The sequence below is a fragment of the Paraburkholderia tagetis genome, from assembly GCF_022213065.1.
Lineage (GTDB): Bacteria > Pseudomonadota > Gammaproteobacteria > Burkholderiales > Burkholderiaceae > Paraburkholderia > Paraburkholderia tagetis.
The window spans coordinates 100,460-121,348 of record NZ_JAKLJA010000021.1 but is presented as its reverse complement, the minus strand read 5'-3'; the positions used below and the strand labels follow the sequence as shown (position 1 = coordinate 121,348).

Genomic DNA, 20,889 nt, shown 5'->3' with positions numbered 1-20,889 from the left:
ATGCCCGCGGCCGCATCGGCAAACGTTTCGCCACGGGTTTCGGCACGGGTTTCGCCGCTGCTGCCCGCGTTACTCGATCAGGCGACGCGGATGAATTTCATCCGCTTCTGCGAACTGCTCGACATGGCCGCACCGGATAAGCCGTCCCTGGGAACAACGGATTCGCCGTTCACGGACCCGGTCCGGTTCCGTTCGCGCGCGCAACTGGGTTTCCCGGGCCGCGAGATCGACGCGGTCAGATACGACACCGGCAATCCGGCAGCGCCTGCGTCGGTGATCACGACATTCCTTGGGCTCTATGGCGTGGATGCGCGCATGCCTGCGTATTTCGTCGACGAGGTTGTGTTGAACCGCGATGGGGCGGAGCCCCTGGCCGCGTTCCTCGATCTTTTTCATCACCGCGTCATCACGCAGTTCTACCGCGTTGCGCGCAAGTACCGCTACCCAGTCGGGTTCAGACGCGACGGCACGGACCCGGTATCGCGCTATTTGCTCAGCTTCGCCGGTTTCGGATTCGGTACGCCGACGCGCGCCGCCGTCTCCAATCCCAAACTGTCCGCGCCCGCGCTCGGCGAGGAACGCGCATCCGCCAGTGCACGCCCGGGACTCGCGAACGTGGCCGACAAGCGCCGTCTGCTGTCGATGCTCGGGCTCGCTATGCAGAAGACGCGCACGGCAGAAGGGCTCGCAGGCGTGCTGCGATATGCCGTTGCGGACGCATCGATCGCCGTTGAGGAATTTCACCCGGTCTGGCGTGAAGTCGACGAGGTGGAACCCGCCGCGCTCGGGGAGCAGTGTCTGCTCGGCCGAGGCTTCTACGACCGTGCGAACGTGGTACGGGTCGTGATCACGCCAGATTCGCGTGAAACCGTGCTTTCTCTCGTGCCGGGACAACCCGTCCATCGCGAGGTCATGGCGCTGTTGCGGTTCTATCTAGGCTACGAAAGCGAAGCGGATCTGGAGATGCACGTGCGTGCGGAACTCATGCCTAAGCCCGTGCTGGAGCCGCGTCACGCGAACCTGGGTTTTACCGTGCAACTGGAAGCGCAGGCCGGCCCCGCTGTTGATGCGGTGGCAAGCGTCACGCGCGTGCAACTCGGGCGCTGGAATGGGGCCGGGGAAGCACGGGCATGAAGGGCAGCAAAATAAACACAAGAAACCAAGGGAACAAAGGCATTTTCGAAATGGACGCAAGAACGAAACGCGCGGCACGACACGCAACCTTGGCGATGGCGGTATTGCTGACTGCGGCCACGGCCGGCTGCGGAGTTGCCCAGGCGGTGGGCGATGGTGTCGTGAATGCTGCAAAGTGGGTCTTCACGACCCGGGTCAAGACGATGAGCGTGGACCTCAAGGGTCGCGCGTCGCTCAATGCCGACGCACAAGGGAAATCGCTCTCGATGGTCGTGAGGTTTTATCAGCTCAAGGATGCCAATACCTTTGCACAACTGAACTATATGCAGTTGCAATCGGACGATCTGAATTTGCTCAAGGCGGACCTGCTGGCTACAAAGGACGTTGTGTTGCAGCCGGGGGCGAGCGCAAGCATCGCCGAGCCGATGAGCCCGGATGCGCAGGTTGTGGGGGTGGTGGCGTTCTTTCGTGAGCCGGTGCAGGGCAGGACCTGGAAGCTGGTGATCCCGAAGAAGCAATGGAAGAGGACGGACCCTGTAAAGATCGAGGTTAGTGGTAGTGAGCTGGTGCTGGTTGGCATTTAAACAGGGCTGAGCCTGTTAGTGGTGAACGTCGGCAGTGAAGGTGTGCATTTTGCTGGTTTGCGGAGCCTGGTTTTTTCGCGTTTCCTTGTGTTCGTGGTGGTCTATTAGCGTTGCCCCTGTGCGGGGCAACGCTTGCATACCGACACGAAAACAAGAAAACGCGAAAAAAACAGCCCCTAATGCAACGAAGCAGAAGCAGCCACGCTTGCCTCACCCACCACGATCCGTTCAGTGCGAAAGAACGCATCAAGATCCGCCATCTGCGAAGGCTCTTGCCCGCTGCGCTGCTCGCGGAACATGATCGGCGGCACCCCGAACTGCTTGCGGAATTCCCGCCCCAGATGCGAGGCATCCGCGAATCCACAACTCGATGCGATGTCCGCCACAGTGCGGTCCGAGCTAGTAAGCAACCAGGCAGCAGTACGCAAACGCAGCACATTAGCAAACGCACGCGGGCTCTTGCCCGTCTCGGCCTTGAAGAGCCGTTCGAGCTGGCGCGGCGAGAGATTGAGCTTGCACGCGAGCTCTTCGAGCGGAATATTGCGCCCCACCTGCTGCTCCATCAGCAGGATGGCGCGCTTGACCTTCGGATGCGTCGCGGGCTCCAGGCCTGGCGGATGCGGCTGGGGCGCATTGCCCTTCTGCATCTCGCCAACCAGCAGGATGCGCAGGGCCTTTTGCACCGTCGCGTGGTCGAAGTGGCGCAGCAGGATCGCGGCGGCCACGTCGATCGACGCCCGCCCGCCCGAGCAGGTAATGCGGCGCCGGTCGATCACGAAGAGCCGGTCGGCGACGATGGCATCGGCGTTCACAGTGGGAAAGCGCTCGATAAAGTCCCAGTAGTGGAACCAGCTCACGCAGATGCGGTGATCGCCGAGCACGCCCGCGCGCATCATCGCGAAGACGCCCGTGCAGATGCCCACGACCGTGGTGGTGCCCGCCGCCGCGCGGCGGATGTAGCGCAGCGTTTCCTCGCTGGCTTGCGGACCGGAATGCAGCAGGCCGCCCACGACCACGAGGTAGTCGACGGGCTCGGCGTCCTCGAAGGTCTCCCATGGTGTGACCTGGATGCCGCAGCTCGCGCGCACCGGCGCGAGCGTCTCGCCGATCACGCGCCACGAGCAGCGCACGGGCTTGCTGTAGTCGCCGTCGTCGGCCGAGAGGCGCAGCATGTCCACGAAACCCGAAAACGCGGTGAGCGTGAAATTGGGCAGCAGCACGATCCCAAAGCGGATGCGCTCCTTGGGCTGGACGTCGGGCGAGGGAACGATCGGTAGCGGGTCGGACATGGCGGCGGGTGGCTCGGAAAGCTCATGCGCGGCGCGCATGCGAAGGACGTCTGCGGCCCGGATACGCAAAACCCGCGGCGATGCAGTCCGCTCAAGCGTCGCTTATCCGGCGCTCCGGCACTTGTACTTATGCGTCAGCTATCTGCGTCAAAGCGAAATCAGGCGGCCATGGCGCGGCCCGTGGCGACGGCGTTCCGCGGCCTCGGCGCATTTGTTCTATCGGCTCGCGGCTGCGTTGGCGAAACTCGGCGTGGCGTGGCGGCGGGTGCCGCGCGCCGGCCCGAACAAGCCGGATTCGAGCCAGATTCAAGCCAGTTTCCGTCGACTCCGCCGTCGATTCCGGTCGATTCCAGCCGATCCCCGCCGATTCAAGCGAAAAGGTCCTTTACCGTGTCGCACGTGCCGCGCACCAAAACCGTCGAGCTCAACCAGCGCGCCAGCCACGGCGACGCCGCCGCTGCGCTCGCCCTGCTCGAACAGAGCATGGCGCGCGGGCATCAGCGCATCGGCTTGCTGCGCTATCTGCGCGCGCGGTGCCTGGGCGCGACGCTGGAAGGGCGGCATCACGATTATGCGCGGCGCGTGACCGGGAAGTTGAGCGAGGCGGCGCTGGCCAGCCTCGCTCAGGAGGCCCAGCGCCGTCATCAAGGGTGAGTTAGAGCACGACCGTGCGGCCGTCGTTGATGAACACGCGGCGCTCCAAAAATGCCTTCACGGCGCGCCCGAGCGTCACGCACTCGACGTCGCGGCCCACGGCGAGCAGCCGCTCCGGGTCGCAGGTGTGGTCCACGCGCTGCACTTCCTGCTCGATGATCGGGCCTTCGTCCAGGTCGTCGGTGACGAAGTGCGCCGTCGCGCCAATCAGCTTCACGCCGCGCACGTGCGCCTGGTGATAGGGGCGCGCGCCCTTGAAGCCGGGCAGGAACGAGTGATGGATGTTGATCGCGCGGCCGGCGAGACGCTTGCTCGTTTCGTCGGAAAGAATCTGCATGTAGCGCGCGAGCACGAGCAGCTCCGAGCCGGTCGATTCGAACAGGTCGAGGATCGCGGCTTCCTGCTGCTGGCGTGTTTCCGGCGTGACCGGCAGATGCCGGAACGGCAGCCCGTGCTGGCGGGCGAGCGGTTCGAAATCGGCATGGTTCGAGGCGATGGCCGCAATGTCCATCTGCAATTCGCCCATGCGCCAGCGGAACAGCAGGTCGGCGAGGCAGTGCTCGAGCTTCGACACCAGGATCAGCACCTTGGGGCGGACCTGCAGGTCGTGGATCGCCCACGTCATCTCGTGCGTGCGCGCCGTGGGCTCGAATTCCTGGCGCAGGCTCGCGAGATCGAGCTCGCCGTTCGTCCCCCGAATCACTTCGTGAAAGACGCAGCGCAGAAAAAAGCGCGAGCTGATGTCGTCGTCGAAGACGGTCAGCTCGTCGATATAGCAATGGTGGCCGTCCAGAAAGCTGGCGACAGCGGCCACCTGTCCGGCGGCGCTCGGGCAGGACAGGGTCAGGACGTACTGATGTGGGCGAACGTCGTTGGACATACGAAAGTCTCCAGGTGTCGTGAAGCGCCCCCGCGCGGCGCGCTCGGCTCATACGGTCAATGCGCCGATATGGCGCGCGATACGCGGTATGCGCGCCATACGCGCCATACGCGCTTTGGGGCGATGCGAGCAGTAAGCCATTGTTTGCCCGCCGACACATAGAACGCACCCGCTATGTTGCGAGTATGGAAACGCCAACCGTCGGGCGCGTGCAGCGTCGCTGCGGCGTGGTATTCGCTCGGCGTCGCGCCTGTCCTTGCTTCGCATGGCCGCTAATGCCAATTCGCCTGGGCGACGGGCAATTACTGCATTAACTCGAATACGACAACGTAAATCGTGCCATTAGCGGCCAATTGGCAAAAATGCCAATACTAAATCTCAAATTTATGAAAACCGGTTGTTTCGTTTGAAAAAAATTGACTTTCATTGTCTTATAATTAACGCCGGTTCTGGCATGGATCCGTATCGCCTTGGATAAATAAGTCGGTCCTCTCAAGCAAGGACGCTCATATGAAATGTCGGGAGAACGTTCGAAACGGGTTCAGGCTTTATGCGGCGTGCGGTCTGGCTGCGGTCATGGCGCTCGGTCCCGGGCTGGCCGGGGCAACGGAAGGTGCGCTCGGGCGGCCCGTTGCGGGCATGAGCGTGGTGCCGGGTCTGGGCATCGTGCCGCCGGAGCCGATGACAATCGTGAGCCTCCAGCAGATCTATATCGATGGCTCGATAAGCGCGAACCGCGGCGTGCCGATTGGCGGCCGGACCTCGCTTGGCGTGGACGGCAAGGTTGCGTTCACGCTTGCGACCATCGAGCATGTCTGGGGCGGCGTCGGCGGATGGGACTTCGCTTCGGCCATCACGCTGCCCTATGTGTGGGAGGAGGTCACGGGCACGTTCTCCGTGGGACGGGCGTCGAGTTCGACGAGCGACCGCGCCTCGAATCTGTTCGACATGTATTTCACGCCGATCGTGGCCGGCTACCATCTGAGCAAGACCGACCATATCGCGCTGAGCTTCAACTTCTGGGCGCCCACGGGGCAATACAACGCCAATGCGCTCGCCAATCCCAGCCTGAATAACTGGACCTTCGTGCCGCAAGTCGCGTATACGAAGTTCGTGCCTCAGTACGGGCTCGAATTCGATGCCGTGCTCGGGCTGCAGTTCTACACCCGCAATCACGCGACCGATTACCAGAACGCGCCGTTGCTGACGCTCGATGTCATGGGCCTCAAGAAGTTCGCCAACGGCTTTGGCGTGGGCCTCGTGATGGGCACGGTTCAACAGCTTGGCAGCGATAGCGGCCCGATAGCTGACAGGCTCGGCGGATTTGTCGGGCGCGACTTCGCGATGGGTCCCATCGTCACCTACGACACGAAGATCAACGGCAAGCACCCGCTTTCCGCGAGCCTGCGCTGGGTGCCGAGCATCGCCAGCACCAATCGTCTCAAGAGCACGACGAGCGTGCAGGCCACGACTACGCTGGCGTTCTAGTCGCCGTCATGACCCGGTGTGAGCGCGCCGTCTCCGCTCGAGTGTTTTCAATGACACGCGCCCGTATAAGCCGAAGTTCGTGTTTTTTTCGATTCAAGAATATGAGCGCTCTTATTTTGAAAGTTGGTTATATCCAGACTTCAAACGCTCCAGAGGATGGATTCGAAGGATACCGGTGAGGTGCGCGGCCCAATTAAACACGATCGACGCACCATCGATTTTCCATACGGACGTTTCCACATGAAAAAGCGATTTACTTCGATTGCCTTATTGCTGGTTGGCGCATCGTGCGCGCTGGGCTTCGCCGTGCGCGCCACAGCGGCAGCGCCCGCGGTCTCGCCCGAGGAAGTGCGGGCCATCGCGCGCGATGCCTATATCTACGGCTATCCGGTCATCGACAACTACCGGATCCAGTATTCGTACTTCGCCGACAAGCAGAGCCCGGAGTACAAGGGCCCGTGGAACACGATCCACAACAGCGCGCACGTGTACACGCCCGACGACAAGGCCATGCAGACGCCCAATTCGGATACGCCCTATTCGCAGCTGGGCGCCGATTTGCGGGCCGAGCCTGTCGTGATTTCGGTGCCGGAAATCGAGAAGAACCGCTATTACTCGCTGCAGTTCATCGACATGTACACCTTCAATTTTGCCTATGCGGGCACGCGCACCACGGGCAATCAGGCGGGCAGCTTCCTGCTTGCCGGTCCGAACTGGCATGGCGCGACGCCGCCCGGCATCAAGAAGGTCTTGCGCAGCGAGACCGATTTCGCCTTCGTTTTCTTCCGTACCCAGCTTTTCAGCCCGCAGGACATCGGCAACGTCAGGAAGATTCAGGCCGGCTACAAGGTCCAGACGCTTTCGGCCTACCTCGGCCAGCCGGCGCCGCCTGCCGCGCCGGCAATCGACTTCGCGAAACCGTTGAGCGAACAGGAGCAGCGCAGCTCGCTCGAAGCCTTCAACCTCATGGGCTATGTGCTGCAATTTTGCCCGCCCAACCCCAGTGAAAAGCCGTTGATGGAGCGATTCGCCCGCATCGACGTGGGCGCCGGCAAGAAGATCGACTTCGCGGCCCTCTCGCCACAGATGAAGCAGGCCTTCCATGACGGCATTGCCGATGCCTGGCAAACCTACCAGAAGACCCAGGCGGCATTCGTGGCCGGGAAGATCTCCAGCGGCGACGTGTTCGGCACGCGTGCGGTCCTCAAGAACAACTACGCCTACCGGATGTACGGCGACGTGGCCGGCATTTACGGCAATTCGGCGGACGAGGCGATTTATCTGCCTTACAACAAGGACCAGACGGGCGCGGATCTCAGCGGAGCGCATCACTACGCGCTGCATTTCGGCAAGGGCCAGCTCCCGCCGGTCCATGCGTTCTGGTCGCTGACCCTGTATGAACTGCCTTCGCAATTGCTGGTCGCCAATCCGCTGCACCGCTACCTCATTAATTCGCCGATGCTGCCCGACTTGAAGAAGGACGCGGATGGCGGCATCACGCTGTACATCCAGCACGACAGCCCGGGCAAGGACAAGGAATCGAACTGGCTGCCGGCGCCCGAAGGTCCGTTCGCGATGGTGCTGCGCACCTACTGGCCTGACAAGGCCATGCTGGATGGCCAGTGGCACGCACCGCAGTTGCACAAGACCCCGTAACCCCCATTCGTGTACGGGTTTCGGGGCGGCGGGATGCGCAGGCAAATGACGCATCCCGGTTTGACGGCGCTCCGCTGCTCAAAAAACCTCATCATGAAAAAATCTCACATTGCGATCCTGGTCGCCGGCCTGGTGGCGGCGTCGACCATGCCGGGTGCGGCGCTCGCCGGCACCGCCGGTTCACCGGCCACGGCCACGGCCACGGCCACGGCCACCGCCACGGCCCAACCAGCAAGCGGCGCGGCGGGCAGCCTTCCGGCCTTGCCCCTGGGACCCGACAGCACCGCCCGGATCACCGAAGCGTATGCGCGCATGGTGGCGCGCGAGGCCTACTTCTGGGGCTGGCCCCTCGTCGACATGTACAACCGGCGCCTTGCCTTCCAGCAGGCGCCGGGTGTGGGACTGATCGGCGGCATCCTGCCCATGGCGCCGCTCAACCGGCTCGCCATGCTGCACGACTACGTGGAACCGCAGGAGCGCGACGTCGCCTGTCCCAATCAGGATGTCGTCTACGGCGGCAGCGTGCTCGCGCTCGACGTCAGTCCGGTTGTCGTGCAGGTGCCCGACTTCGGCACCCGCTTCTGGGTGTATCAGGTGGTCGATACGCGCACCGACAGCTTCGCCAGGCTCGGCAAGATGTACGGCACCAAGCCGGGCTTCTATCTGCTGGCCGGCCCGAACTGGAAGGGCAAGGTGCCCGCCGGCATCACGCGGGTTTTCCGCTCGACCACCCAGACAGGCACGGTCGTGCCGCGCGTGTTCATGGACGATACCCCCGCCGACAGGAAGGCGGTCAGGGCCGTCATCCAGGGCATCGACGTCTATCCGCTGAGCGAGTTCGACGGGAAGATGAAGCGCCGCGACTGGGCGGCGCTTCCGGCTTTCCCCAAGCCGGCCAATACCGGCACGACCGGAGAGACGAACTGGGTGCTCCCCGGGAAGTTCTTCGACGAACTGCCGGTCGTCATGGCCGATGCGCCCGCGCTGCCGGGCGAACAGGGGCTTTACGCGCAGATCCGCGCCGTGCTGGAAGCGGCGAAGCACGATCCGGCGCTGAAGAAGGCCATGATCGACGAAGCCGCTCAGACCCAAAAGGAACTGATCGATCCGTTGCTGCAATTCCGTCACTGGGGCGATCCGTTGCCGTTCCACTGGTCCTCGATTTCGAATGGCGCTGCGTTCGGCACGGACTACTTCACACGCACGGCAGTGGCCAGGTCCAATATTCTCGTCAACGCGAAGCGGGAAACGAAGTACTTCTACCAGGACCTCGGCGCGGACGGCACGCGTCTGAACGGCGCGCGCCGCTACACCATGACGTTTCCTGCGGGGCAAACGCCGCCGGTGGACGGTTTCTGGTCGCTCACGCTGTACGACGCGGCGCACTTCTTCGTACCCAACGCGCTCAAACGCTTCTCGGTGGGCACCAAGAACAAGGACCTCCAGTACAACGCCGACGGCTCGCTAACGATCTATATTCAGGCCGACGCGCCAAGAGATCCGAAGCAACGCGCCAACTGGCTGCCGGCGCCTGCCAAAGCCGACTTCTCGCTCTATCTGCGCGCCTACGGGCCGAGGCCGGCCGCCGTGCAGGGGCAATGGTCGCCGCCGGGCGTCAACGTGGACGCGCCAGATCCTCGCGTACACCATCGAGGCCCATGAAGGGAAAAACACGACCGGACTGGAAGCCAGGGTGCCGCTGCAAGGCGCGCGCGGACAACGGGCGAGTCTACCGGCAGATCGCCGCGGCACGCGGGCAGATCGTCCAGACGCGCGAAATGCTGCGCATGCCGGGCGGTTGGGCTCAGGCCCCCATGCCCGCGAGATTCACTCCACGCTCTCGCCGCGCGCCTTGTGCTGGGCCGCGAGCTTTTCCTGCTGCGCGGGCGGCACGGGATCGTAGTGGCTCAACTGGATGCTGTAGTTGCCGTGGCCGCCCGCGAGCGAATTCAGGCGCGACTGGTAGTCGTTGAGCTCGGCAAGCGGCACCTTGCCCGCAATGACCATGGCGTTGCCGCTCACCGTGCGCGTGCCGTGCACCTGCCCGCGCCGCGAGGATAGATCGCCGATGATGTCGCCCATCGCCGCTTCGGGCGTCATCACCTCGATATCGACGATGGGTTCGAGCACGATGGGCTGCGCCTTGAGCACCGCATCGATAAAGGCCTTGCGTCCCGCCGTGACGAACGCCACTTCCTTCGAATCGACCGGATGGCTCTTGCCGTCGAACACGATCACGCGCACGTCCTGCATCGGGAAGCCCGCGAGCGGCCCGTTATCGATGACCTGCTGAATGCCTTTCTCCACGGCGGGAATGAATTGCGAGGGAATGGCGCCGCCCTTGACCGCATCGACGAATTCGAATCCCGCGCCGCGCGGCAGCGGCTCCACGCGCAGCATGACTTCGCCGAACTGGCCCGCGCCGCCCGTTTGCTTCTTGTGGCGGCAATGGCCCTCCGCCTTGCCGCCGATGGTTTCGCGCCACGCGATGGTGGGCGGCCGCGTAATCACTTCGAGCTTGTGCTGGTCGGTGAGGCGCTCGAGCATGTAGCGCAGATGCAGTTCGCCCAGGCCGTGCACGACGGTTTCGTTGGTGCCCACGGGATGCTCGATCAGCAGGCAAGGGTCTTCGGCCGCGAGCTTTTGCAGGACTTCCCAGAGGCGTTGCTCGTGGCCGCGCCGCGCCGGCTCGATGGCAAGGCCATAGATCGGATTGGGAAACTCGCACGGCGTGAGATGGATGTCGCCGTCCTCGGGCGCGTCGTGCAGCACGTCGTCGAAGCTGATGTCGTCGGCTTTGGCCACCGCGCAGATATTGCCGGGGCCGGCACGCTGGATCTCGGTGTGATCCTTGCCCTGCAACGTCAACAGATGCGCGACCTTGAAGGGCTGGCGGCCGTTGCCGATATAAAGCTGGCTGTCGCGCGAGACCGTGCCCTGATGAATGCGGAACACGGCCACCTTGCCGATATACGGGTCCACCACGATCTTGAACACGTGCGCGAGCACGTGCTTCTCCGGGTCCGGCTCCGCGCGCATGGGCGTGGCCTTGCCCTCGGTCTCGCGATAGAAGAGCGGCGGGTTGCCCTCGGTGACATTGGGCAGGAGCCGCACGAACACGTCGAGCAATTGCGCAACGCCCGCGCCCGTTGCCGCCGACGTGAAACAGACCGGCACCAGATGCCCTTCGCGCAGCGCGCGCTCGAAGGGCTCGTGCAACTGCTCGGGGCGAATGGCTTCGCCTTGCTCCAGATACAGCTCCATCAATTCGGGGTCCAGTTCGATGACCTGGTCCACGAGCGCATTGTGCGCCGCTTCCACCGAATGAAAATCGGCTTCGCCCGCCGGATTGAAAAAGCAGTCCACCACGTCGGCGCCGCCTTTCGCGGGCAGATTGATGGGCAGGCACTGCTTGCCGAACATCTCCTGGATTTGCGCGAGCAGGCCGGGAAGATCGACCTTTTCCCCGTCGATGCCGTTCACGACGATCATCCGGCACAGCTTGCGCTGCTGCGCCCAGGCCATCATGCGGCTGGTGGTCATTTCGATGCCGGTGCGCGCGTCGATCACGACGGCTGCCGTTTCCACGGCTTCGAGCGCGCTGATGGACAGGCCCGCGAAGTCGGGGTAGCCCGGCGTATCGAGCAGATAAATGCGCGTGTCCTCGTGGTCGAGATGCGCGAGCGCGGAATTCAGCGAGTGATGGTATTTACGCTCTAGCGGATCGAAATCGCACAGGGCGGTGCCGCGGTTCACGCTGCCGGGTGCGTGGAGCGCGCCGCCTTGATGCAGCAGCGCTTCCGCGAGGGAGGTCTTGCCGCAACCGGCGTGCCCAACTAGCGCGACCGTGCGGATGGCTTCGGGGCTGTAATCCATTGTTAGATCCCTCGCTAAACGGGGTCATCCAGCGTGATCTACGGCTATTGGGTGATTTCACTGTGTAATCAATGCCCTGTCAACCGGATTAGCCCGATTGGGTCCATTGGGGTCCAGTGGGGTCCATTTGGGTCCGGCTGCTGGCAGGTGTCCGGTGCGGGGCGGATGGCGCGCCAAAATCCCTCTGACGAATGCCTCACCGGCTGTCGAAGGGGGGGCGGTGTCTTTGAAGCGGTGGGTTAGCGGGACAAATTTTTTTGAAGCGAACCGTCACCAGGGCTTACTTTACAAGTTCATTGCGCCCTGCGTTCCTGGCTGCGTTCCCGGCTGCGTTTTAGTGCCTGCTGCGCGATGGCCGCCATTTCGTGGTCGCTGAGGGCGTTCGCGACGGCGCATGCGTAAGCATGATGCTGCTGCGTCATGGGCACGCACAAATCGCGCGCATCCATATAACGCAGCAAAGCGATCCGCTTGTGCCCGGCGGCCATGCTGTGCTCGTACAGCGACAGTGCGGCCTGCGGGTCGCGGCCCTGCGCGACCCGCTTGACGAGGACTCTCGTTTCAGTGCGGTTCATTTTTCACGGTTCCCGCGTTGACCACGCCGGCCTGGCTGATCCGGCTGATCGGCAATCAGCCCAACGCAGTGCGCTTCTTTTTCTCAGGGTCGTCGAAGGGCAGAGCGGCGGTCACGCCGCGCGTCTCGATACTGCCCCTGACTTCCAGCGCGATGCCGTCGCGTGCGTGGTCCACGTCCACGCGTGCGATCGCGAGCGAGCGCCGGGTAAGCCGCGAGTACATCCCGCAGGTAATGACGCCAACCTGGCGGCCGTTCTGCCACAACGTGTCGCCCGCAGCCGTGGCGCGAGACGCACTGACATCGACGCCGTAGATCTTGAAGCGCGCTTTGTTGGCGAGACGGAAATGCTCGCTGGCGCCGCAGAATTCCGTCTTGCCCGGCGACACAGTGAAGTCGAGACCCAGCTCCCACAGCGTGTCGCCGGCCTTCTCGTCGGCAAATGGATAGGTTTCCGAATTATCGTAGGGAAAGAACAGCAGATAGCTCTCCACGCGCAGCCAGTCGAGCGCCGCAAACGCACAGGGAATGATGCCGAAGCCCGCGCCTTTCGAGAGGATCGTGTCCCAGATAAACGGGGCATCCACGGCCTTGCAGAAAATTTCGTAGCCGCGCTCGCCCGTGTAACCGGTGCGCGAGATGGTGACAGGCCGGCCGAAAAGGCGCGTCTGTATGTGGTGGAAATAGGGCAGCTCGCGTATGCCAGGAACATGCTCGGCAAGGAAGTCCACAGCGGCCGGTCCTTGCAGCGAGAGGTCATGCAAATCGTCGTCGAACAGCACGGCAACCTGACGGCCCTGGGCGGAGCGCACGAGCCGCTCGTAGCCGGTGCCCGCGCCATGCACGACCATGAAAGCGTTCGGGCCGGTGCGGTAGACAATGCAGTCGTCGATGAACTTGCCGTCTTCGTTGAGGATGGACGCGTAGGCCGATTTGCCCGGATAGAGCTTGCTGATATCGCGCGTGGTTGCCCAGTTCAGCAAACTCTCGGCGTGCGGGCCGACGTAATGGACTTTCTTCAGGCCCGAGACATCCATGAGGCCCGCCTTGGTGCGGATCGCCTCGTGATGGTCCGCGAGATCCGCCGCATAGCTCCATGCCATGCCCATGCCGTTCCAGTCTTCCAGGTTGGAACCCAGCGCGCGATGACGGTCCGCGAGTGCCGAAATACGCCATGAATTTGCCATGGATAACGCTCCGTAAAGTAGCGATGAGGGATTGGCGAACCGCGCAGCGCCGGCAGGCCTCGATACTGCCGAATGCATCATGCCGACGCACACAGTTTCCTTAACCTGCATTGTTTACGAACGCTGTTGGGGCCGCTATCCAGAAGAGGGGGTATGCCCAACGTGGTAGCGGCAGGCACCATGCGCGCGGTGCCTGGCAGTGCTTTAAATGTGCATCACGAATACGTTAGAAGCGATGCAGAAAGCCGATGCGGACCACGGCCTGGTTCTCGCTCGAAGAGAGGTCTGCCGCGCCCACAATGTGCGCCGCATCGAGGTCGGTGCCCGTCTTGCCGTTCGTGTGCTGATACGCGCCTTGCGCGTAGACCGAGGTCCGCTTGCTGAGCGAATAGTTCAGCGCCAGTGCGGCCTGATGCCAGTTCGGACTCGATCCTCCCGACGTCTCCTTGAGATGGCCGTGCGTGAAGGTGTATGCAGCGGCGACGGACAGCGCGGGATCGATGAAGTACTGGCCGTTGATTTCGACGTTGTCGAACTTCCATGACGACCACGCTTGCGTGCCGATGTTGGGCGCATAGGCGTTGCCGGTTGGCTGATAGACGTCGACGTGCGAGTAGGCAAGGCCGATATTCGAGCCGTCGCCGAAGGTCCATTTCACGCCTGCGCCGATATTCTGCTGGCGCGCGGCGATAAATACGCCGTCGCCGCCCACTGCGCCAGTGCTGTTCAGATTGCCGTTGGACTGACGCATGTAGGCCACCGCAGCCGAGAACGGCCCGGCGCCATAGGTGACCCCTGCGCTATAAGCGCGGTTGCTGGCGAAGTTGGTGGCGTTGCTGAAGCCATAAACGCCCTCGGCCTGAAACCCCGCGAATGTCGGGCTCACATATTTGACCGCGTTGTTAAAGCGGAAGTCCTGGTCCGAGTTGTCGTTGTCGAACGGATGCGCCGCGAGGTCGCCGATGGTGTTGCCCGCCGCCGTGAATGGACTCCACATGTCGACGATTGCGTCGTACTGGCGCCCGAACGTGAACGTGCCATAGGCCGCTGAACTGAGCCCGACGAATGCCTGGCGGCTAAAAAGCGTGCCGTTCATGCTCAACGCGCCGTTGCTGACATTGAAGCCGTTTTCGAGGGTGAAGATGGCGGAAAGGCCGCCGCCGAGATCCTCGGCGCCCTTGAGCCCGAAATTCGACCCGTTGGCGTCGCCGCTGACCATCGCGTAAGCACTATGGCCACGCGCGTTCGACGTGTAGTTCAAGCCGTCGTCGATTACGCCATAGAGCGTGACGCTGCTCTGCGCATGGGCGTGGCCGGCTACGAAAAGTGCCGCGAGGGCGGCGCAAGGAAGGTGCTTGTTCATGAGCTAGCGTTGGCTCCTGATTTGACGGGCGAGACAGGGGAGTTCGTGCTGGTGCTGAAGTTTTGCCGGGCGCCCGGAGCCCGTACAGAACTGCATTGATAGCTCGCCAATGATGCGAACGATGCAGGCGAGACATTCACCATGAACCGATGATGCGGGACTTCCACTTGCATTCTTCCCACTCGCGCGCCGGGTCGGAATCCATGACGATGCCGCCGCCCACGCAGTACACGCCCTCGCCGCTGCGATCGAGAACGAGGGTGCGTATGGCGACATTCATCGAGAATCGACCATCTGGCGCGAGCCATCCAATGCTTCCGCAATAGACGCCTCGCGGCGCGATTTCGAGGCGGCGGATATGGCGCATCGCGGCGATCTTCGGTGCGCCCGTGACCGAGCCGCACGGAAAGAGCGCGCGCAGGATGCGTTCGAGATTCGGCTCCCCGATCTCGGCGGTGATCGTGGAGGTGAGCGTCCAAACCGTTGCGTACCGTTCCAGCTCGAACAGCTTCTCCACCGCGACCGAACCGGTGCGCGCAATGCGCCCGAGGTCGTTGCGCAGGAGATCGACGATCATGAGGTTCTCGGCCTTGTCCTTCGCGCTCGCCTGCAATTGCGCAGCAAAGCGGCCGTCTCGCTCGGGATCGGGATCGCGTGGCGCGGTTCCCTTCATGGGCCGTGTCGTGAGCTTGCCGTCGCTGTGCTGCAGGAACAGTTCCGGAGAAAACGAAAGAATCCGGCGATCGGCGTCTTCGATATACGCCGCATGCGCAGACGGATTCGCGCTGGCCAGACGCCGGTAAAGCGATCCGGCATCGCCGCGCATACTCACGTCGAGCGGAAACGTATAGTTGATCTGATAAACCTCGCCCGCGGCGATCAGGCTGCGGATCCCGGACACCTGCTCCATGTAGCGATGCTTGCCGATGCGCGGCGTGATCGAGATGATCTCGCTGTGGGCATCGCTTTGGGCATCGTTCGCGGGGGCTTCGCACGACGGCTCTTCATTCGCATCGTCGAAAACGAGCGCGGTCAGAGGCGCGCGCTGTGCGTTGTCCTCATCGTTGCATTCATGCAGTGACGGCTCGAGCCAATACCCCACCTCATAATCGGCGATCAAGGCAATCCAGTGTCCTCTCGCGCGAGCCGCGTCGATTTCCTGCATCGCACCCGCGAACTCGCGGCGATCCCGAGCCGTGATCCGCGCGTGCGGGCCGCGCATGACGAGCGCACGTCCAGCAATGAAATCGTCGAATCGGCAAGTATCCATGGACGAGGAAAAGTGGAACCACGAATCAATGCGGCGAGCATCGACGACCAAAAGTGCGCCATCAATGATTCGTAGTAGGTATCCCCCATGGGGTAGGCGCGCGATGTGCTCACGATGTGCTCATGTCTGCGGGAGTGCACGGCTCAAGCAGTCAGCATTGCGGCGTTGGGGTAGGGCATCTCTACCCCTTAGGGGAGACGCGGCCGTCGCTTACCGTCACCTATGCTTGGCGCAGGCATCACCGCGGTAGCGGGACAATACGAATCCGAGGAAATCGTGGAGACAAGATATCGAGCGGCGCACCAACGCGCCCCGACGGTGCACGAGATGATAGGCGGCGAGGCCGCGCTCGCGCGCCTTGTCGAGACGTTCTACGACATCATCGAAACCGATCCCGAAGGCGCGAGCATTCACGCGCTGCATTTGAAGGGCTTCGGTCTCGCCCATGTCAGACAGGCCCAGTTCGAATTTCTCTCGGGCTTTTTCGGCGGCCCGCACTACTACCTCGAGCGCATGGGGCACGCGAATCTGCGCACCATGCATGCGCACATCGAGATCGGGCCGGCGGAGGTCGAAGCATGGCTGACATGCATGCGCAAGGCCATTGCGCAGCTCGACTATGACGCCGACGTCGCGGCGACGCTGATGCGGCACTTCACGCGGTCCGCACAGGCGCTGCGCAATACGCCGTAGCTCGCACCACGTTGTCGATGCCCTGGCGTGCGGTCACCCAGGGTCTCTATCTACCCACAAAAACAGTATTGACACTCGGGGCTCCATCCACAATAAATACCACGGTGAAACTTTGTTGCTGAACGGGAAACACGACCGAAACGGTACGGGATTCCCCAATTGTTTCCCCGTGACTGATGGAGGGATTGAGCATGAGTTACCGCTTGCGAAAGCGCATCGACAGCATGTTTGCCCGGGACCGCTTGATGGCGGGCATCGCATTGCTTGCGCTGTGGGTTGCGCTGGGCTTTGTCTACTTTGCGGTGAGCCTGTCGGCGGTGGATCCTGCGGTCCGCATTGCGCTGACGGTCGGCGCTACAGGCGTGGTCGTGTTCAATACCGCGTCGGTGACCGCGATGGTGCGGCACTACAAGGAAGACAAGGATCATATCTACGGTCTGGATATCCACCATCTCGACGAGAACCGTCTGCGCAAGGCGGCGCTTCGCGACAGCGAGAAAGAAGAAGTGCTTGCCTGACCTCCCCGCTGCTGAAACCATTCAACGCAATGCCGACTGAAGAGGAAACTCGACATGGCATCCGTATATGTTCCCCCTGTGCAGAAGGGCTTCGGGCAACTGGTGGATAGCCTGTTTCTGCTCGTGCTCGTGTATTGCAGCCTGCTCGGGCCGCTGTTGCTCAAGGCGCCGGACAAGCAGCCGGATCAGCCACAGGCCGCAACCGGCCACGTGTCGTGGCAGACGCTGGGCCAGAATCCCACCATGCAGGCGCAGTGGCAGAAGCTCGGCTACAACGCCGAGCAGGCCAAGCCCATCATCACCACCCGGTTCGACTACGTAGTGGAACCGGGCTCGCTGATCGTCACGGCACTCGTGATCGTCGGCTATTTCGTATTCGTGCTGCGCGTGTCGGAAAAGCAGTATCGGCAGGTGATCGCAGAAAAATTCGGAGAGTGACGCCATGAACTTCTGGTCATTGCTGAGTCATGCCGCGTGGGCGCTCGCAATCTTGCTGTTCGCGTGGATTCTTGTCGACGCGGTGCGGGTCTCCCGCGCATACGACGACGATTTCCTGATGAGCTCGACCGAAGGCAGCGAGTAACCCTCGCGAAACCCCCGCGAACCCCCGCGACGGATCCGCCTCAACCCGTCTGGATAGCCAATACAGGAGCGGTGCATGAGCGACGCAGCAATGGCAGAACAGTCAGGAGAGCGCATCGCACTCCTGAAAGTGCTGGGCCCGATTCACGTGTGGGCGCTCGGCGTGGGCATCGTGCTCGTGGGCGAGTTCATGGGATGGAATTTTTCGGTGGCCAAAGGCGGTGCATACGGGTCGCTGATCGCCTGCTGGATCATCGGGCTGCTGTACACGTGCGTCGCCATGATCGATTCGGAAGTGACCTCGACAGTCGCGGCGGCCGGCGGCCAGTATACGCAGGCGAAGCACATCATCGGGCCGCTGATGGCGTTCAATGTAGGCCTCTATCTGGTGATGGCCTATACGATGCTGGAAGCAGCCGACGCACTCGTGGTGGGCGACCTCATCAAAGCCGTGGCGGCGGATTCGGGTTATGCCCTCGACTCGCGCCCGTTCGCGCTCCTGACGATTGCCTTTCTCGCGTGGCTCAATTACCGCGGCGTGTTCGTCACGCTCACGGTTAATTTCGTGATCACGGCGATTGCCTTTCTTGCCATCGTCGTACTGTTTTTCGGCGTGCAGCCGTGGAACCCGGGCCAGGTCCTGCTCCATCATCAGTTGCTGACGCAGTTGCCGTATGGCTGGCTCGGCGTGGTCGCCGCGTTGCAGTTCGGCATGTGGTATTACCTGGGCATCGAAGGCACCTGCCAGGCCGCCGAAGAGGTGCGCTCGGCGGGACGCTCGATTCCGCTTGGAACGATGTGCGGCATGATCACACTGCTGATTGCCGCCGCACTGACCTGGTATGTGGCCAGCGGGCTCATGCCATGGGAGTATCTCGGCCAGGCGGTGACACCGCTCTACGACGCCGCGCGCCTCACGGGCAACAAGGGGCTGCAAACGCTGCTGTTCGTAGGCACGCTGTTCTCGGCCATCGCATCGGCCAACGGCTGCATCAACGACGCTTCGCGTGCGTGGTTTTCGATGTCACGCGACCGCTATATGCCGATGTGGTTCGGCGCGGTGCATCCGCGCTATCGCACGCCGTACCGCGCGATCATCTTCCTGGTGCCGATTGCGATTTCATTTGCGTTCACCGGATTGCTCGACCAGGTTATTACATTTTCCATCTTGTCCGGGCTGCTCGGCTACACGTTCATGTCGATCAACATCGTGAAGTTTCGCCGCAAATGGCCGCTAGGCAGCATCAATCGAGGCTACGTCCATCCGTTTCACCCGATACCGGCAATCGTGCTGGCCTGCCTGTGCTCCGCGACCTATTTCGCCACCTATCTCGGCTATGGCGCCTCGCTGCTGTCGATCATGGCGTTCTATATCGTCGCGTCGATCTGGTTCGCGCTGCATCGCTACAAATACGTCAAGCGCGGCGACCAGTTCACGATGAACTGGCCACGACCGAAGGACTATTGATACACGGGCATTGAAATCGACACTAGCTGTGGCAGCGGCGCGGGCGGGTCATACTGCCCGCGCCGCATTCGTATCGGGAGGGTTCCATCATGCCAGTCGCAGGCAGCGCTCCTGCCACGGCGTTTGCTGCGGCATTTGCCGCGGTACTTGCCGTGGTATTTGCCGTGACACTCGCCATCCTCAATCGACGTGCGCGCGAATCGCTCAGGACGCAGCGCCGCAAACTGTTCGATGGGTGTATCGCGCTATTCGATCATGCCACGCTGACGCAGGACGACATTGCATTTCCCGTGCTCACGGGCTCGTATCGCGAGCACAGCGTCCGGATCGAACCCATCGTGGATCAAGTCGTGTTCCGGCAGGTGCCATCGCTCTGGCTGAGCGTGTCCGTGAGACGGGACTTGCCTGTCGCCGGGACATTCGATCTGCTGGCGCGCAGGGCGAACGTGGAATTCTGGTCGCAGGCAGGAGCATTGCCGTTGTGCGTGCCGCTGCCGCGCGACTGGCCGGACCATACCTCGCTCAAGACGGATCGTGAGGCATCCGAATTACCGCTCGACGTACTCGACCCGCACGTGAAGACACTTTTCTCGGACCCGCGCTCGAAAGAGCTGGTCGTGATGCCGCGCGGCGTGCGCATCGTCTATCAGGTTCAGGCAGCGGACCGCAGCGAATACCTGGTGCTGCGTCGCGCGACGTTTCAAGGGGCGCAAGTGAGCATCGCGCTGCTCGAGTCGCTGCTCGAACGCGCGACGACCGTATGCGCCGATCTGATGCGAGGAGGCGAGCATGCAAGCGCATGAAGTCGAAGCAGTAGAGGAAGGTGTCGATAAAGCGGCCTGCGAAGGCGTTGAGCAAGCCCCAAAACGGCCACCGGAGCCGGTCATGCGCCGCCCCTTTCATCCATGGGTCGTGCTGACCGCTGCGGCGATATTGCCGGGCGCAGGGCAGGTTCTCAACCGCATGCCGAGGCGTGCGCTCATCATGGTGTTCTTCATGTTGTTGCTGGGTTTTCTGACGATGCAACTTGCTGCGCCCGAGCGATCGTTCGTTGGCCGGCATGCTGGTGGCATCTTTGTTTATGCGATTGCGGTGCTCGATGCGTATGCGGTATCGAGGTATCGGTTGGAATGTTTCAGGCAACGATCGTGTGCAGTTGCTGCCATGTAGGTAGGGTGTTGATTTGTGGTTTTTTCGCGTTTCCTTGTTTTCGCGGTGGTCTATTAGCGTTGCCCCTGTGCGGGGCGGCACCTACTTTTCTTTGCAGCCGCAAAGAAAAGTAGGCAAAAGAAAGCCGCTCAAACCGCCAGTGTGACGCAGTACACCTCTTGCCGTTAATCGAAGTGGTTCCGGGGCATCCGTCACCTCGCACCTTCAACGTTAGTGACAAAGGACTCATTCATCCCGCTGCTCGCTACGCGCGCAGCGGTCGGGTCTGCACGGGAAACCAAGGGTTCTGCCTGGGCACTCGAATACGCATGCGCTGCATCGATTCGTATGCATTCCTCTGGTTTTGGGTTATGCCCCACGGCGCGCGCAGCGCCGCCGGAGGTATGAGCCCTTAGTCACTCCGTTGTACGGCGCGTGGCGACAGACGCTCCGGAACCGCTCCGATCACAGGCAAGTGGTCCACTGCGTAACACTAGCGGTTTGAGCCGCTTTCTTTTGCCTAC

General features: G+C 62.4%; 20 protein-coding genes. 13 read left to right on the top strand and 7 right to left on the bottom strand.

The genetic code is table 11. The features are described from left to right. The gene (gene tssG, locus L5014_RS22710) at positions 1–1,134 is read left to right on the top strand and encodes a type VI secretion system baseplate subunit TssG (protein WP_420800117.1); all 1,134 of its coding nucleotides are present in this window, start codon (positions 1–3) and stop codon (positions 1,132–1,134) included. A gap of 95 nt (positions 1,135–1,229) precedes the next feature. Further along, entirely contained in the window at positions 1,230–1,718 is a 489-nt protein-coding gene (gene tssJ, locus L5014_RS22705; RefSeq protein WP_420800116.1) for a type VI secretion system lipoprotein TssJ, read from the top strand. 176 nt (positions 1,719–1,894) lie between these two features. On the opposite strand, the gene L5014_RS22700 is transcribed toward tssJ, so the two are convergent. After that, entirely contained in the window at positions 1,895–3,007 is a 1,113-nt protein-coding gene (locus L5014_RS22700) for a GlxA family transcriptional regulator (RefSeq protein ID WP_238465987.1), read from the bottom strand. Between the two features lie 24 nt (positions 3,008–3,031). Here L5014_RS22700 and L5014_RS38820 point away from each other — a divergent pair, with 24 nt between their 5' ends. Continuing rightward, the gene (locus L5014_RS38820; protein ID WP_338019315.1) at positions 3,032–3,661 is read left to right on the top strand and encodes a hypothetical protein; all 630 of its coding nucleotides are present in this window, start codon (positions 3,032–3,034) and stop codon (positions 3,659–3,661) included. A gap of 1 nt (position 3,662) precedes the next feature. On the opposite strand, the gene purU is transcribed toward L5014_RS38820, so the two are convergent. Beyond that, positions 3,663–4,541 carry a formyltetrahydrofolate deformylase gene (gene purU, locus L5014_RS22690; protein WP_238465986.1) on the bottom strand — a complete coding sequence of 293 codons (879 nt, stop codon included), beginning with the start codon at positions 4,539–4,541 and terminating at the stop codon, positions 3,663–3,665. 576 nt (positions 4,542–5,117) lie between these two features. Between purU and L5014_RS22685 the strand changes: the two genes are divergently transcribed. From L5014_RS22685 to L5014_RS22675, 3 genes are all read left to right on the top strand, one after another. Continuing rightward, the gene (locus L5014_RS22685; RefSeq protein WP_238465985.1) at positions 5,118–6,029 is read left to right on the top strand and encodes a SphA family protein; all 912 of its coding nucleotides are present in this window, start codon (positions 5,118–5,120) and stop codon (positions 6,027–6,029) included. Positions 6,030–6,269: 240 nt separating this feature from the next. Then, entirely contained in the window at positions 6,270–7,685 is a 1,416-nt protein-coding gene (locus L5014_RS22680; RefSeq protein ID WP_238465984.1) for a DUF1254 domain-containing protein, read from the top strand. Positions 7,686–7,778: 93 nt separating this feature from the next. Next, positions 7,779–9,347: a DUF1254 domain-containing protein gene (locus L5014_RS22675; protein ID WP_238465983.1), complete on the top strand. Its 1,569-nt coding sequence runs from the start codon at positions 7,779–7,781 to the stop codon at positions 9,345–9,347. 165 nt (positions 9,348–9,512) lie between these two features. Here the strand turns inward: L5014_RS22675 and fusA are convergent, their stop codons facing one another. The 5 genes from fusA to L5014_RS22650 all read right to left on the bottom strand — a co-directional run bounded on the left by fusA (position 9,513) and on the right by L5014_RS22650 (position 15,955). Further along, the gene (fusA, locus tag L5014_RS22670) at positions 9,513–11,561 is read right to left on the bottom strand and encodes an elongation factor G (RefSeq protein ID WP_238465982.1); all 2,049 of its coding nucleotides are present in this window, start codon (positions 11,559–11,561) and stop codon (positions 9,513–9,515) included. 293 nt (positions 11,562–11,854) lie between these two features. Continuing rightward, a complete protein-coding gene (locus tag L5014_RS22665; RefSeq protein ID WP_238465981.1) occupies positions 11,855–12,136 on the bottom strand; it encodes a hypothetical protein in 282 nt (93 codons plus the stop codon). A gap of 55 nt (positions 12,137–12,191) precedes the next feature. Beyond that, positions 12,192–13,322: an aminomethyl transferase family protein gene (locus tag L5014_RS22660; RefSeq protein ID WP_238465980.1), complete on the bottom strand. Its 1,131-nt coding sequence runs from the start codon at positions 13,320–13,322 to the stop codon at positions 12,192–12,194. A 226-nt stretch (positions 13,323–13,548) separates the two neighbouring features. Then, on the bottom strand, positions 13,549–14,685 hold the full coding sequence (locus L5014_RS22655; protein ID WP_238465979.1) for a porin: 1,137 nt from the start codon (positions 14,683–14,685) through the stop codon (positions 13,549–13,551). A gap of 136 nt (positions 14,686–14,821) precedes the next feature. Continuing rightward, positions 14,822–15,955: an aminodeoxychorismate synthase component I gene (locus L5014_RS22650; protein WP_238465978.1), complete on the bottom strand. Its 1,134-nt coding sequence runs from the start codon at positions 15,953–15,955 to the stop codon at positions 14,822–14,824. Between the two features lie 327 nt (positions 15,956–16,282). On the opposite strand from L5014_RS22650, the gene L5014_RS22645 reads away from it, so the two are divergent. The 7 genes from L5014_RS22645 to L5014_RS22615 all read left to right on the top strand — a co-directional run bounded on the left by L5014_RS22645 (position 16,283) and on the right by L5014_RS22615 (position 20,386). Beyond that, positions 16,283–16,648: a group II truncated hemoglobin gene (locus L5014_RS22645; protein ID WP_238465999.1), complete on the top strand. Its 366-nt coding sequence runs from the start codon at positions 16,283–16,285 to the stop codon at positions 16,646–16,648. Between the two features lie 191 nt (positions 16,649–16,839). Continuing rightward, entirely contained in the window at positions 16,840–17,166 is a 327-nt protein-coding gene (locus tag L5014_RS22640) for a hypothetical protein (protein WP_238465977.1), read from the top strand. A gap of 54 nt (positions 17,167–17,220) precedes the next feature. Further along, complete coding sequence (locus L5014_RS22635) at positions 17,221–17,604, top strand: hypothetical protein (RefSeq protein WP_238465976.1); 384 nt, start codon at positions 17,221–17,223, stop codon at positions 17,602–17,604. Positions 17,605–17,608: 4 nt separating this feature from the next. Then, on the top strand, positions 17,609–17,749 hold the full coding sequence (locus L5014_RS22630; RefSeq protein ID WP_238465975.1) for a hypothetical protein: 141 nt from the start codon (positions 17,609–17,611) through the stop codon (positions 17,747–17,749). Positions 17,750–17,824: 75 nt separating this feature from the next. After that, positions 17,825–19,216, top strand: coding sequence for an APC family permease (locus tag L5014_RS22625; RefSeq protein WP_238465974.1), 1,392 nt, complete (start codon positions 17,825–17,827; stop codon positions 19,214–19,216). A gap of 89 nt (positions 19,217–19,305) precedes the next feature. Beyond that, the gene (locus L5014_RS22620) at positions 19,306–20,019 is read left to right on the top strand and encodes a hypothetical protein (RefSeq protein WP_238465973.1); all 714 of its coding nucleotides are present in this window, start codon (positions 19,306–19,308) and stop codon (positions 20,017–20,019) included. Further along, positions 20,006–20,386 carry a hypothetical protein gene (locus L5014_RS22615; protein WP_238465972.1) on the top strand — a complete coding sequence of 127 codons (381 nt, stop codon included), beginning with the start codon at positions 20,006–20,008 and terminating at the stop codon, positions 20,384–20,386. Before L5014_RS22620 ends, L5014_RS22615 begins: the two co-directional genes overlap by 14 nt. Positions 20,387–20,889 lie beyond the last annotated feature (503 nt).